Annotated in this window: 15 protein-coding genes; 10 read left to right on the top strand and 5 right to left on the bottom strand. The window is 64.5% G+C overall.

The window, feature by feature from the left end; all coding sequences use genetic code 11:
• Positions 1-127: 127 nt before the first annotated feature.
• Positions 128-592, top strand: coding sequence for a very short patch repair endonuclease (locus ACX28W_RS34275; protein WP_459003904.1), 465 nt, complete (start codon positions 128-130; stop codon positions 590-592).
• On the opposite strand, the gene ACX28W_RS34270 is transcribed toward ACX28W_RS34275, so the two are convergent.
• The 4 genes from ACX28W_RS34270 to ACX28W_RS34255 all read right to left on the bottom strand — a co-directional run bounded on the left by ACX28W_RS34270 (position 521) and on the right by ACX28W_RS34255 (position 5,999).
• Complete coding sequence (locus tag ACX28W_RS34270; RefSeq protein ID WP_459003903.1) at positions 521-1,873, bottom strand: DNA cytosine methyltransferase; 1,353 nt, start codon at positions 1,871-1,873, stop codon at positions 521-523. The two genes, ACX28W_RS34275 and ACX28W_RS34270, sit on opposite strands and share 72 nt — an antisense overlap.
• Positions 1,874-2,028: 155 nt before the next feature.
• Positions 2,029-3,846: a DEAD/DEAH box helicase gene (locus ACX28W_RS34265; RefSeq protein WP_459003902.1), complete on the bottom strand. Its 1,818-nt coding sequence runs from the start codon at positions 3,844-3,846 to the stop codon at positions 2,029-2,031.
• Positions 3,843-5,276, bottom strand: a complete 1,434-nt coding sequence (locus ACX28W_RS34260) for a ParB N-terminal domain-containing protein (protein ID WP_459003901.1) — start codon at positions 5,274-5,276, stop codon at positions 3,843-3,845. The genes ACX28W_RS34265 and ACX28W_RS34260 overlap by 4 nt, the downstream gene beginning before the upstream one ends.
• Before the next feature lie 27 nt (positions 5,277-5,303).
• Positions 5,304-5,999: a hypothetical protein gene (locus ACX28W_RS34255; protein ID WP_459003900.1), complete on the bottom strand. Its 696-nt coding sequence runs from the start codon at positions 5,997-5,999 to the stop codon at positions 5,304-5,306.
• 256 nt (positions 6,000-6,255) lie between these two features.
• Here ACX28W_RS34255 and ACX28W_RS34250 point away from each other — a divergent pair, with 256 nt between their 5' ends.
• On the top strand, positions 6,256-7,167 hold the full coding sequence (locus ACX28W_RS34250) for a helix-turn-helix domain-containing protein (RefSeq protein ID WP_459003899.1): 912 nt from the start codon (positions 6,256-6,258) through the stop codon (positions 7,165-7,167).
• A 60-nt stretch (positions 7,168-7,227) separates the two neighbouring features.
• Here ACX28W_RS34250 and ACX28W_RS34245 read toward each other — a convergent pair whose 3' ends face one another.
• Entirely contained in the window at positions 7,228-7,860 is a 633-nt protein-coding gene (locus ACX28W_RS34245) for an ATP-binding protein (RefSeq protein WP_459003898.1), read from the bottom strand.
• A gap of 219 nt (positions 7,861-8,079) precedes the next feature.
• Here ACX28W_RS34245 and ACX28W_RS34240 point away from each other — a divergent pair, with 219 nt between their 5' ends.
• The 8 genes from ACX28W_RS34240 (at position 8,080) to ACX28W_RS34205 (ending at position 13,851) form a co-directional block, all read left to right on the top strand.
• Positions 8,080-8,925 carry a helix-turn-helix domain-containing protein gene (locus ACX28W_RS34240; protein ID WP_459003897.1) on the top strand — a complete coding sequence of 282 codons (846 nt, stop codon included), beginning with the start codon at positions 8,080-8,082 and terminating at the stop codon, positions 8,923-8,925.
• Positions 8,926-9,123 carry a DUF397 domain-containing protein gene (locus ACX28W_RS34235; protein WP_459003896.1) on the top strand — a complete coding sequence of 66 codons (198 nt, stop codon included), beginning with the start codon at positions 8,926-8,928 and terminating at the stop codon, positions 9,121-9,123.
• Positions 9,124-9,397: 274 nt separating this feature from the next.
• Entirely contained in the window at positions 9,398-11,023 is a 1,626-nt protein-coding gene (locus ACX28W_RS34230; RefSeq protein WP_459003895.1) for a hypothetical protein, read from the top strand.
• Complete coding sequence (locus tag ACX28W_RS34225) at positions 11,020-11,565, top strand: hypothetical protein (protein WP_459003894.1); 546 nt, start codon at positions 11,020-11,022, stop codon at positions 11,563-11,565. The genes ACX28W_RS34230 and ACX28W_RS34225 overlap by 4 nt, the downstream gene beginning before the upstream one ends.
• Before the next feature lie 40 nt (positions 11,566-11,605).
• A complete protein-coding gene (locus tag ACX28W_RS34220) occupies positions 11,606-12,118 on the top strand; it encodes a nucleoside deaminase (RefSeq protein ID WP_459003893.1) in 513 nt (170 codons plus the stop codon).
• A gap of 19 nt (positions 12,119-12,137) precedes the next feature.
• Positions 12,138-12,740 (top strand): sugar O-acetyltransferase, encoded by a 603-nt coding sequence (locus ACX28W_RS34215; protein ID WP_459003892.1) that lies wholly within the window; start codon positions 12,138-12,140, stop codon positions 12,738-12,740.
• 242 nt (positions 12,741-12,982) lie between these two features.
• On the top strand, positions 12,983-13,252 hold the full coding sequence (locus ACX28W_RS34210) for a hypothetical protein (protein WP_459003891.1): 270 nt from the start codon (positions 12,983-12,985) through the stop codon (positions 13,250-13,252).
• A gap of 41 nt (positions 13,253-13,293) precedes the next feature.
• A complete protein-coding gene (locus ACX28W_RS34205; RefSeq protein WP_459003890.1) occupies positions 13,294-13,851 on the top strand; it encodes a hypothetical protein in 558 nt (185 codons plus the stop codon).
• Positions 13,852-13,927 lie beyond the last annotated feature (76 nt).

The following is a 13,927-nucleotide window of genomic DNA, read 5'->3' as shown; positions in this document are numbered from 1 at the left end:
CCTCAGCGTTGAGGCCAACCCGCTACCCGGGTGGGCCTCAACGCTTGCGTGAGACGGCCTCGGCCTTGGTCGTCGCCGACAGCCGCACCTGCTCCGCAACGGCCCGCTTGGGTCTACGCTCTGAGGCGTGCCCGATGATCCCCAGTGGGAAGCGCCAGCAGGCTCCTGGGCTTCGTCCGCGGCTCGTCGCCGCAATATGCAGGCGATCCGCAGCCGTGACACGAAGCCTGAAAGGCTGATCCGGCGACTCGTCCATGCCCAAGGGCTGCGCTTTCGCGTTGCTGCCCGGCCCCTGCCAGACCTTCGCCGAACGGCCGACATGGTGTTCCGTCCGGCGAAGGTGGCTGTGTTCATCGACGGCTGCTACTGGCACGGATGCCCCGAACACTACGTTCCGCCCAAAACGAATTCGGGATACTGGTCGGAAAAGGTCGTACGCAACGTCGAGCGGGACCGTGACACCGACGAGCGCCTCATGCAGGCCGGATGGCTCGTGCTCCGCTTCTGGGAGCACGAGCCATCAGACGTCTGCGCCAGTAAGATTGCCGCGACGGTCATTAGCCGCCGGGCGGCGGACTTGGGGAACAGCTGAAACCGGCAACGCCGTTTGCACCGAGCGCGGCGTGCGGAGCGCGGCACGACCGGTATCCATCGTGTAGCTCTTGAGCAACTCTTCCCGTTGCTCTGGCCGCAGAACAGCAGCAATGGCCCGCCCAACCGCCTCAGCGACTGGCGGGGGAAAGGCGTTTCCTACCTGGCGATACTTGGCCGTCTTCTTTCCCTGGAATTTCCATCCGGGCGGGAACCCCTGGATAATGGCAGCCTGCTCGACAGTCAGCATGGGTCCAGCAGGACGGAAGAGATCACGCCCCGGGTCGCACTCGATTGGATCGTTCGCGACACCCATTGCGTCAACCCCCAGAAATTCCCAGGCCCGCTTGGCTCTGGTGGGCCCGAGGTCGGCACCACCGTGCTTCTTTGAGCCTCCGACCAGGGTAGGAGCAACCCCCTTGCCAGCCTCGGCAGCCTCAGTGGCCTTGCGGAGCCAGTCCCGGTAAACCTGCCTGCCCGTGCGTTGACCAGCCTTCGCCCGCTCACCGTACTCGTTCTTGCTCCAGAACTCTCGGCAGCGCGTCTCCATACTCTCGGCAAGTTCACCGACGACTGTCGCCTGTTTTCCATCAAGTTCGGTAGGCCACAAGAACTCAACGCCAGAACGCTTCAGAGCATCTTCGTGAATCGCAACCAAGATAGCCCTGGGCCGGAGTTGGGGAACGCCGAATTTACTTGCGTCCATCCTGCGCCAGACCTGACGCATGACCTGATCCTGCTCGTCAGCTGAATGATCGCTTTGAATTTCGGGAACCACATAGCCAAGCTCGCGAAGTTCATCCAGGATATCCCGACGGTAGTCAATGAAAACCTCGGGGGGCTCGAGAATTCCCCGGACGTTCTCAATCATGACCGCCTTAGGCATGAGGGCCCTGATGATCCTAAGAGCATCGGGGAATAGATCACGCTCGTCATCCTTCCCCAGTCTTTTTCCCGCGAGGGAAAACGGCGGGCACGGAACGCCGCCGGCCAGCAAGTCGAGCTGCCCCTTCTTAAGCCCAAGGCCTTCATGCGCCTTAGACCCGAGGAATTCCTTCACATCCATGGGTTCGAGAGCTTGAGTATGCTGCTCATCCCACCCTGGCCAGCCACTCACATTCGCCTTGAGCGTCCGTACAGCGTGCGGATCCCACTCAACAAGGGCCAAGTGATCAAACCCGGCGTTGTGCAGTCCAACGGCTTGCCCGCCTGCCCCGGCACAGATCTCCACAGAGGTCAGTGGCTGGGCAAACTGCGGACGCTGGCGGCCGCTGGCGCGCATGGCGCTCCTTCCGGGAGTGACTCAAAACAGATCTCAAGTGTCCCAGAGACCGTGATCACGCACCGGTTCTTGGACACTTGATACCCAGGAGTCTCGCATTCCCCCGGGTCTCCGGCTCCCGCCGGGTCTGGAGCCACGAGCTACGTCACTCAGAGCTATCTGCTACCCATGTGACGCAGCAGCGCCTCCATGTCACTCGGCGCGAGACCGGCCGCCACCGAGGGCTCTTCCTCCAGGTCGGCGAGCTGCTGCACCGTAGGATCGTCAAGGATCTTGCCCATGAACTCAAGCTTCTGATCGAGCCGTACCTCAACTACCTCATCGATTGTGTTACGCGCTGCAAGCACTGTGACCCGTGTTTCGGTATCGGGAGCCAGGCCGAGGCGATGGATCCGGTCGAGACTCTGGAGGAAACGTCCGGCCATAAAGTCGCGGTCCACATACACGGCGTCGTGACAGACGTGATGAAGGCTGATGCCCTCGCCCAGGGTCGCGGGGTTGGAGATCAGCACCATGCTGCTGGGGTCCTCACGGAAGCGTCGCAGTTGCTCATCCCGGTCCGGTGTCCCCCCGTACACCACTGCTGGACAGTACTTCTCCAGCATCTGCGCCAAGGTCGTCAAGCTGCGTACGAACGTCGTCCAGACCAGCGTCTTGCGGCCCCGCTCGGCGTTCTCAGCGACGATGGCCACCACTTCCTTGTACTTGGGCGATACCTCATGGTCAGGCAGGTTCTGCATCAGTGAGTACAGCGAACTGCCCGCAGGGATCTCCAGTGGGGGCAACTGGTACACCAGCGGCTCGTAGCGGCTGCCACCCTCCACCAGGAGAGCCGGGCTCGTCGCCGCCATCAGGAGGCGCAGAGCTGACTTGCCGAGGGAGCTGAGATCTTCGCGAGCGGCACCTCCGCTCATGCCACTCACCAGCGAGCTGTAGATCTCGGCGTGCAGGTCCGGCATATCGACGTACCGCGTCCGCAGTCTCATGGGCGGCAGGCCGAGTTCCTGCTTGGTTGTCCTGGTGAACAGCGGCCTGAGGACCGTGCTCGCGTAGGCAAGGTCGCCACCTGCGACGGCCTGTACCACCGTGCGCTGCCCATGGCCTGGCCAGACGAAGCCCAGCAGGTTCTCCAGATCCTTGGATCCGTTCGGCGCCGGCGTTCCAGTCAGGATCAACCTGCGTTCCGCCAGGGGGCCGAGCGCCATGCAAGCTGCACCATATGTGCCGCGAGCTCCGAGCTTCATCCTGTGCGCTTCGTCAAGAATGATCATTGAGGGAGCCGACTTCAACCAGCCGGCCAGCAAAGACAGCGATCGATCCAGCCTCTCGTAGTTGACGATCAGCACTTCCGCCCACTGATCCAAGGAACCATCGAGCACATGGGTCCGGAGTGGGTAGCTGAAACACACTGCGGTCTCGTAACGCCAGGACTCATAGGCAGACTTAGGGCAGACGACCAGAACTCTGCTGACCTTCCGCTGAACCTTCTGCGCGGCATACACAGCAAGCGCCACGCGAGTCTTGCCCGCTCCGGGCACGCTGAAGTTGGCCCCATGCCCCAGCGAGAGCAGCTTCGCGATGTCCCGGCGCTGAAACGTGTTGAGTTCGGCTTCCCAGGTGTCGCCGAGCATGTTCAGGACATCGTTGGATGCGACTTCCGGGTACGTCTCGGAGCCGGCCAAGCGGCCCTTGACGGTGTTGGCGTCCTGGACCACGCCAGCCACAAGACTCCGCAGTTCTGGCGCCCATTCGACACCCACGTGGTGGGGCCAGCTACTGAGGACACCAAGATCTGTGAGGAGCTCGTCAAGGGCAACCGAGGCGGTGAGCGGGCCCAGCTGGCCGCCGGTACGGAACCGGGCGGCCAGCTGGACAAGATCCTGCCTGTACTGATCAGTGGTCTTCAGGACCACACGCGTGCGTGCGGCGTCGAACCCCAGGTGCAGGGACGTTTCCGTTGCGCTCTCCGTCACTGGAGGCCCTCAGCAGCCGCGGCCGCAAGGAGCCAGGAGACCCCATCACCAGGGTTCGGGATGCCACGCCCTGCCTGCTGGGCAAGCTTGCGGAGGCTGTCCCGGAGTTTGAGCACGGCCTCGTCGAAGGCCTCCTCGTCCAGGCTGTTCGAGGTGCGGGCCTGGACGAGGTCGGTAACGCACTGGTCGATGTTGGCACAGGCGTCGATGAGGCGAGCCGGGGCCATTTGTTTACGCTTGCGGACGCGAGCATCCCTGCCATGGCTATCGATGGCCTTGTCGAACGCGTTCTTCGCCTCGTCGAGCAGCGCCTGCGCCTTGGCCTTGTCGCTGTCCGAAAGCTCCGATTCCGCGCTTCGAACGGTGGCCGCCGCGCGAAGGATCCGGTCGTTCAGAGCCCGGGCCGTCGATACCGCCGACGACGCCGCCGGCACGTCCAGACCAAGGCCAGGGACGGACACGGCCTCCGGTCGAGCAGCCGCTCCGTGCTCGACCAGATCCGCCGGCAGTACCTGGCTCAGATACCCCTGGTTCAGGAACTCCTCGTCAATGTGCCGCACATCCGTCTTCGAGAAGTCCAGGAGGATCGCCGCCAGCCGCCACTCCTTCAGGATCTCCGCCTGGTCGCGATCAAGGGTCTCCAGCTTCACGTACAAGCGCTGGAGTTCCTTAAGGCTTTCCTGGGCTCCCTCCCAGTCGACCAGTCGCAGCGCCACGCCCCCACCGCTCTTGCTGCGGTCGTTCAGTTCCTTGATCGTGCTGAGGATCCACCGTTCCTGGTGGTACGTCGAGGTCCTGATGCGGAACTCTTTGGCGATCTGCTCAGGCGTCCGCCCCAGCGACGCCTGCTCCTCCATCGCGATCAGCCGGTTGATGTACGTGTAAGCACGCCGCTGATCGAGACGCAGCTGGAGAGCCAGCTCAACGGCGTCGATGTCCGCCTGGATAAACGACGGCGGCAGCACTCCCACACGCATCGACTGCGCGCCGAGTTCCCTCAACGCGACGGCTCGAGTGTTGCCGTTCACCAGAACGCCGTGGTGTGTGACCAACCCGGGGTCATTCTGGCCGAACTTGAGCAGGTCTTCCTTCAACTTGTCGAACTCGGGGTCCCGCGAGTCCGGGTTCGTCGGCCGGGCCTGCAGCAGTGAACGCAAGTAGTCCTGGGCATCGTCACCGAACGGTTCCTTCTCCAGGACCTCATCCCTCGCAGGGTTGTGGGTGCGCTGGGCACGGATCCGGTGCGTACCAGGATTGAGGTAGAGCCCGTTGAGCGGAAGGTCAATCACATCGACATGCGTCTGCTGTCCGTTCCAGTCAACGGTGACGGTCTCCCGGGTACCTCCCGCGCCCCTCACCTCCTCAAGCCTCTTCTTGATCAGTTCGCTAAACTCTGCCGCACGCGGCGGCGGCGGGAATTCCCGCAGCATGACTTCCCCGTCCTCTGCCTGTTCTTACTAATCGATCACGTCGTTGATGGCCTGGGTCACGGCGGCACGGGACTCCTGGGGCAGGGTCCGGTAGATACCCCAGACCTTCTCAATCGGGCTGAACGTGCGCTGATCAGCGGCGATCCACTTGGCGAAGAGCCTCTGTTCAAGCGGGGCAAGGTCTTCCACGAGGTCCAGGAGCGCCCCGAGGTCGACCTCACGGTCAGGACCTCCACCAACCCCACACCGCTTGCACTCGGTCACAAGCTGATGCTCCTCGGCTGCATCAGCGTGCAGCACGCTACGGCGAGACACGTTCAGCTTCGCAAGTTCGATGCCTCCGCCGTCCTCGTAGGCCTCGCCAGCACCGATGCCACACGACCGGCACAAATTGTTGTCATCGTGCAGGACCTTCGCGCGCTGCGCGGCGGTCAGACTCCCCTTGTGCTTCGGCGCCTTCGACTGGCCAGGAATCCATACGTCGCCCCCGCGGGTCACAAACCGCTGCTCCTGCTGGAGCAGAGAGGGATCGTCACGGCTCGTGTCGATCCTCCAGCCGTGATCCCGGAGGTCCCTCAGCCGCCTGTCGATCTGCGCGACCTCCGGGAAGGCCTCACGCAGCTGAGCCTTGGTGAAGATGTTCCCCTCCCCCACCACCGTGATCAGCCACAGCGCCGCCTGCGCCTTGCTCCCCTTCACGTCCCGATAAGACGGCAATGCCATGAGCACCTCCGGTCAAGTCGTGTACAGCGCACCGCTTTGGACCACGAGGCACCTGGTAGCGCTTACGTGGATCAGCGTCCCCCGCTTCTCGGGCGGCTCATTCAGTTTGGCACTACAGGCCGAATGAAAGTCCAGCATCAGAACGCTTGCTCGCGAAATAGCAAGCGCAAGAGTCCTTCCTGACCCGTCATGCACAATTACCAGGACACCGCAGGGAGTTGGAACGGGTCGGGACGGGACGGAGAGGCAGAGCAGCATGACGCCAGTCGAGGGAACCTCTGCCGAACGCGGGTGGATAGACAAGGAGTTCCGCAGTGACGTTCCCCCTGGCAAGCGGGCACTCGCCACGGGCCTCCAGAGCCTATGCCGTCGACTCAAACCGAGCATTTCAGCTGAAACGGGAAATAGAGCACTTACTCAAGCGGAAGTAGCAAAACGTCTGCACAGCAATCCGAGTTCACTGTCCCGGTTCCTGAGCGGCCAGACAGTCCCAGACTGGGAGTTCATCGAGAGCCTGCACAAAGCAGCATGCTCCGACACCGGGAGTGACGAGAGCATCAGCGTGACCCTTGATGACTTGATGACCCGCCGCGCCGTTGCAGCAGCCGAACGACGACGCTGCAGCACGTGTGCCGACCTAAGCAAGAGAATCGATTCGCTCACACGGCAGCTCCGCAACGCCTGTTTGGCATGCGACCGGCGCGAAGACCTTGCAGAACTCGATGCACTGAGGGGCGAAGCCGCAGCGTTGCGGGCGGCCGTCGCGGAACTGGACGCGGCTAAAGCCGGCCTGCAAGCACGTCTGGCGGCTCAAGCTTCCCGAACTCCGCTGCCGGTCCCCCGCCGAAGGGGGGACCGGCAGCGGAGTCAACAGAACATGACGGCGGCACGTCAGCTAGCAGCACAGGCAGAAGACCTGGACAGGCGCGGCAGGCAGGACGCTGCGCTGACCCTGCTGCGCCAAACCACGGAAGTCCTCAGCCCAGCCGAGACCGCACTCGTCCTGCTCACACTCCGGCAACAGCGGCAGAACCATCTGGCCGACAACTTGATCCATATCTATGGCCGGGACCAAGGAGATCAGGACATCCTGCGGGTAGCTCTGGAACTCCATGAGCAGGGTGCCTCAGATGACGCCGGCGCAGTACTGCGAGCAGCGCTGAGATAGCCGCCGGCGCCAGAGTCCATAAGGTGGCGCCCGCTTAAGGAACGGGGTGCCTTGAGGGCGTCAGGCAGCCTCTGCCTCAGCTTCATAGTGCATCTGAGCCCGGTCGAGGATGTCGTCCGGGTCCAAGCCGTACGCAGCCGTCCAGTGCAGCAGGTCCGCAATCAACTCAACCGCCGACTCCTCAAGGCCCACTTCCTGCTTCCTACCGCGAGGCGCATGGCTGTCGCTGGGCCCCTGATAGTGCTCAAGCGTCCGGACGGCCCGCTCGATGCGCTGACAAGCTTCCCCGGAACCGATCGAGATCTCACACCAGACTGCTTTACCCGCCGCGGTCAGGACCGTTCCCCACTCCACCGCCAACGCCGCGAGCAGGTGCAGGCCGCGACCGCACTCCTTGTCACAGTCCACCGACCCGAGCGACGGCACGAGCGGGCTCTTGTCGTGGACTTCAAGCCGGAGCCGCTCCCCCAACCACTCAAGGATCAAGGTTGCTGAGGCACCTTCGCCGACGTGCTTGACGACGTTCGTTGCCAGCTCCGTAACGAGCAACTCTGCTTCGTCGGTAGCGGCGAGCACGCCCCAACGGCCCAGCTGCTGCGCGGCAGCTCTCCGGAGCAGGCGCACCTCCGCCGGCACCGCCTCGAAAGGCAGGACACAGCGGAGTCGAGGTTCGGTGACTTCGTAGCCAGGCATGGCCACTCCTCCCTCCCTGGCCACGCACATGCTGCGCCTGCCGTGTCCGTACGGCTGCACTGCGTAGCGATCTAAGAAAGGAGCATGGCACGGAGAAGTCTTGCCGTGTAACTTCTCACGAGAATCCATCGAGTGAATCTGATGGTGGGGCCGCCTGCCGGCTGCCTAGCCTGTTGAGGATCTCCGGGCCTGCCGCCCGGCTCATGGCGAAGGAGCCGCATGTCCGAACGGACCACAACCCGCCGCCGCCAACTAGGCGCGATGATGCGCAAGTTGCGCGCCCGCAAGGGGCTCACTCTTGAGGAGGCCGGGCTGCTCGTCGGCGTATCCAAGGCGACAGTAAGCCGGTACGAGACCCAAGCCGGACCGGTCAAGTGGCTCGTCATCGATGCGTTGTGCCGTGAGTACGAGGCAACTGACGCCGAGCGCAGAGCCGTTGTCGGGATCGCCAAGAACGCCAGACAGCAAGGCTGGTGGAGCTCCTTCGCCGACTCCATCCCGGAGAGCATGAACCTGCTGCTCACGCTTGAGGACGAAGCGGTACGCGAGAGTCACTTCGCGTGTGTCTATGTCCCAGGCCTCCTCCAGACGCGCGCGTACAGCACAGCGCTGCAGAAGGCCAACGAAGTACCCCTGGAAGCAACAGAGATCGAGCGCCTGGTCGACATCCGCATGAAGCGGCAGCAGATTCTCGACCGCCCGAAGCCGCTCCGCCTCTGGGCGATCCTCGACGAGTCCGTGATCCGCCGCGTCGTCGGGTCACCCCAGATTATGCAGGAGCAGCTCGACCGCTTGCTGGAAGCGAACGAGTCTCCGCACATCACGCTTCAGGTGCTGCCTTTCGCCAAGGGAGCCCATGCTGCCGCACTGGGAAGCTTCGTCATCGTCGGCGGGACCGAACCGGCCCTCGATGTGGTGTACGTCGACTTCCACACCGGTTCGCTCTTCCTGGAGAAGGACGAGGAACTGGAGCGATACAGACTTGCGTTCGAGTACCTCCAGGCGCAAGCGTTGGACATGGAGGCTTCCTCCGCCATGATCCATCACGCCCGCAAGGAGCTGTGAATGTCCTCCGGTCCCCAGCCCGTCTCCGAGCCCGTCTGGTTCAAGTCGTCGTACAGCGGCGGCAACGCGACCGAATGTGTGGAGGCCGCGTTCGTATCGGCCGGTGTCCTTGTACGGGACTCCAAACGGCCAGATGGTCCCAGTGTCGCGGTGTCGGCCGAGGCGTGGCACAAGTTCCTTACCGCATCGGCGAGGTGACCGGAAGGACAGCACTCCCCAGCCCGTAACTCTCTCCCTCAGGCGGAGCCACAGGGTCCCCGCGGCGATCAGACACCATCCAGCCATCACTGCACGCCAGGACCGGACGCCCAGTTGGCAACATCACTGTTCCTTGGAAGAGTTGGGCACTGCTGGTGAGGTCCGGGAGTCGAACGGGGCAGCGGTGCAGACGTGGAGACAGTTAGCACTGTTCGTGTGCGCCGTGGCGCTCGGCCTCGTCGCACTCCACCATCCACGAAGCCATGACGACGTCGTGGATGCGACCCAGTTCAGCATCGCCTTCTTCGCCACGCTACTGACCGGTGAGGCGGTCATATTCGCGCTTACGTTCTCCGCGGCCAGCTCCTGGCCCTCCTTACGCGCGATCGACAGCCACATCGCCTTCAGGGAATGGGTGCTCATCGGCTGGTTCGCGGCCTTGTTCACGGCTTGCGGACTCCTCGGCGACAACCCCGCCAGCGCCACCTACGGCGCGCTGCTGTTCCTCCTGGCCAACATCTTCGGGGTCTTCTCCTTCCTACAGCTCTTCGGCCTGGCCAGCATCGGCGGCCGCAATCGGTTGCTGCGCCGGACCCTGGCCGGGGCTCTGGCCCGCCAGGGGACGGGCTTCGGCTCCTTCTTCTACGAGCTCAAGAACGACCCCGTCATCAACTCCTATCTGGGCACCGTCAGCCAGGCCGGCACCAGCAACGACCCGACCGCGATCCGGGATCTTGTCGACCAACTGGTGGAGTCGGAGGTGCCTCCGGCTGCCGCCCAGGACGCCATCACCGTCCACCTCGACGTCCTGCACCGTCTTTCACGCGCCACGCTGGCCGGCGGCGCCGACCCTGTCCAGGTCAGCGCTTGCGCCCACGCACTGGTCGACTCGGTCATCCGCCACTGCCGTCGGCTGCCCGACCCCGCTCCGCCCCTGGGCGCGCTCAGCCGCTACCTGGCCTGGCTCGCCAACACCGCGCTGCTGATGTCGGTACGTGGCGTGGCCTCCAACCGGGCCGCCCGTGAACTCGTCGCCCTCACCACCGACGCTCGCCTGAAGATCCTGCGCTGCGTCGATCCTGATCCCAAGTCGGCCACTACGCGTGACGAACTCGGCACCATTTTCACCGGACCGCTCCAAGTGCTCCTGTGGAGCGGCGACTTCACCGAGTTCCATGGCGCTCACCAGGCCAGCGCTCTGTACGGCGCGTACGAAATCCTCACCGGTACCAAGTTCATGGGGAATTACTGGGACGGCGCCTCCATCCTCACCCAACTGCGCCAGGCCCTGTACGGCGGCGCGGATGCCGTGTCCTCGCCCGAAGCGGACGCCTCCCGGAGCGCCTTCGGCTCCGAAGCGGAGTACGACCACTTCTGGGCCCTGGTCTCCGTGACCGCACTCGCCACCCTGCGCGACGCTCGTCTGCCGCACCCGCCGGAGCTGATCCGTCCCGAATTCACGCCCGATCACCAGCTGTTGGGGGCCTACCTGCGCACCTTCGCCACCCACCGCTACTTCACCACCGCCGCGCAAGCCCGCGAAGCCCTTCTGAGCCTCGTCAGCCGCGCCGACCTTCCCGGTGCTCCCGCCGCGGAGATACGCAGGTCACGGAGTAACCGGACCTACCGCGTGCCCGTTCCGCTCGTCGAGCCGCACCAGCGGCCGACCGCGTTGATCCTTGCCATCGCCTGTCGCCTGGCGCCGCTCGCCCCCGGCGACAGCGACGCGGAGTTGCGTGCCTTCCTCAACGCACTCCCCCTCCCGGTCCTGACTGCCGCCGCTGGCCTCGCCGCCCGTGTCCTGCCGGGAGCCGCCGCGGAAACCGACCCCGTCGAGGCCATCACCATCGGCCTGAACGTTCTTCAGCTGGTGGGCGCCCACACTCGGGAGGGGACGTGACCACTCCCGCCATAGACGTGACTGCCTGGCGCGAACGCCTGGCCGACCTTGAGGCCGCCGAGGTGACCGCCGCCGTGGTCGTGCAATGCGACCAGGCTTGGCTCCAGCCCGAACTCACGGCGTTCCGCAACGAAGTCGACCAGGTCCTCATGACTGCCCAGTTGCGCCGCGGAGACCGAATCACCGTCACTCGCATCATCCTGCACAACCTTCCCCTCACCCCCGACGCCAACTACCGGCCGGCTGGCATCGACCGGGCGTTCAACGAATGGCACCACCGCCTGTCCGCCACCAACCTCCTGCTCTGCTCCGCCAGCCCATCCGCACCCCGCATCCATCGCCTCATCCTCCGCGGAGACCAGTCCGGGCCCCCTATCCCGGATATGGTCGAATTGCTAAGAAACGGCGACTGGACCGACCGCCACCAAGCCGGAATGGCGCTGCACACCGTGGACACCGACGGCGCCACTACCCCCCTCACCGGCTACGACATGGATCTGGATGGCCCGTTCGGCGACGCTGATCCCTCCATATACATGTAAGTGCACCCGCAACCAGCTCAATTGGATACTTGGAGACAAGGTGCCCGACACCCCCGAGGCCCCCCAGGACCACATCTTCCTCACTCAGGCCATCGACCTGTCCCGTCACGCCCTCGAAGACGAAGGCAAGACCCCCTTCGGGGCCCTTATCGTCATCGAAGGGGAAGTCATCGCCACCGGCACGAGCTCAGTCGTCGAGCTCCGTGACCCCACCGCCCACGCTGAAGTCATGGCCCTGCGCAACGCCGGTACCAAACTCGGGCGCCATCTCATGGAAGACGCTGTGATGTACGCAAGCAGCGAGCCCTGCCCCATGTGCCTGGTCGCCTGCTACTGGGCCCGCGTTCCTCGCCTCGTCTACGCTGCCACCAGCCATGACGTTGCCGTCAACGGATTCGAAGACCTCCAGTTCTACCGCCAGCTCGCGCTCCCCAACGCCGAACGGACCCTCCTCACGGAGACCGCTTTCGGCGGTGAAATCCGTGAGCTCGCGACCATGGCTCTCGCGAGCTGGGCAAACAAACTCCCCTCCCCCGTCGAACCTAAACTCTGAGCAACCGGAGTGTTCTGCTGTGTCGCAAGCTCATGAGGAAGAAGTCCTGGCCCGGATCGGTAAGGGGCTTGTCTATACCGAGTCGGAAGCAGCCTTCCAGGCCCCTCAGCGCCGCACGGAGCAGATCTTCGAGTACAACCACACCCCACCGAGCGAAACGGAAAAGCGTCGATCGCTGCTCGTTGCGATCTTCGGGTCGGTCGGAGAACGCACGGTGCTGCTGCCGCCGTTTCACGCCGGGTTCGGAAGCAACGTCCACATCGGTGACGACTTCTTCGGAAACGTGAACCTCACGTTTGTCGATGACGTGGACATCCGTATAGGCAACGGTGTGCTGATCGCACCCAGCGTGACACTGACCACGACGGGACACCCGGTGCATCCCTCGCGGCGCGTGGACTACGGGCGGTTCTCGGAACCGATCGTGATCGAGGACAAGGTTTGGATCGGCAGCAACGTGGTCGTCCTCCCAGGCGTCCGTATCGGATACGGATCGGTCATCGGCGCCGGCAGCGTCGTCAGCCGCAGTATTCCCCCCATGACCGTCGCGGTCGGAACTCCTTGCCGTGTGCTCCGCCCCATCACGGACGAAGATCTCACAACACGTACCGCCGGGCGTTAGCCTCGCGCTTTCGACCGAGATGGTGGCACAGTCGCCGCGGGCGGGAAGCAGCCCCTGGCGCCTGGATGCCCCTCCACGGCGAGGTCGCCCCCTGCCTTGCGCGGGGCATCTATACGGGAGTGTCGCGCATTGACCGCCGTATAAAGGTCCAGGACGTCGTCCACCGGAGCCGCCCCTACTAGGCCCGCGGCGAGCGCCTGGCCGTGCTCGTGCCGGGCCGTGACAAAGCTCCTAGGCTGGTAGTGCTCGGGGCACCGGAGGTGTGCCATGCCCGCGAGCATCTTCACGGCGCTATCTCGTTCGGGCTCGTCAGCGTCCCGATCACGGTCCTGAGCGCGACCGAAGACCACAGCGTCCGCTTCCGGAGGATCCGCACCGCCGACAACGGTTTAGTACGCAACCGCTACTGGTGGGACGCGGAGGACCGTGAGGTCACCTTCGGAGAAATAGGGCGCGGATATGAACCCGTCCCCCGGACTCCGAAAACGGCGGACGTGCTCGTCAGCATGTGACCATGGCTGTGAGCCGTCAATACCGAAAGATTTGACCTCTGATGGACGACCCGTCCTTCCCCAGTCCCGAGCCCGTCCCCTCCCCCAGTCCTCGCTCCGGCCCCGCTCAGGATGCCGTCTACGGAGAGATCCGCATCCGCCTGGACGCCGAGGACGGCACGCTAACGGTCGAAGGGGAGGAGATTCCACGGGCCGAACTGCGCCGCCTTGCGGGGGCGAAGGTCAACGAACACGTCCCCATCGGGACACGGGACGCCGACCGGCTGGTGCTGACCGTGGCCGGTGAGGACGCCCGCATCACGCCAGCCAGGGGATGGATCTCGCGCCGCTCCTACCGCGTGGACGTGGCGTACGGCGGTGCCGCCTACCGCCTGGTGCCATGCTCCCCGGCCGACAGCAAGCTGCTGAAGGACAGGCGCCGGATCGGGGTGCTGACCTCGAGTGGCGACGGCTCGGCGGAAGCCGAGTGGAAGCGCGGCGGGAAGGTGCTGCCACAGGACGCGGCGATCGGCTACGCCCTTGCGGCGGCCTTCGGCACGGGAGCGCAATCCCCCCTGGACTGGTTCCTGGACCCCGTCGACGCACTCCTGTCCCACTAATGCCGGGGCGGCATGCCGGCGGTCGGGCGGGTGGGGTTCTGTCAGGTGCAGATCTTGCCGGCGGGTGGGAGCTGGC

The organism is Streptomyces sp. SD15, from assembly GCF_054462255.1.
This window is presented reverse-complemented; position numbering and strand designations above follow the sequence as displayed.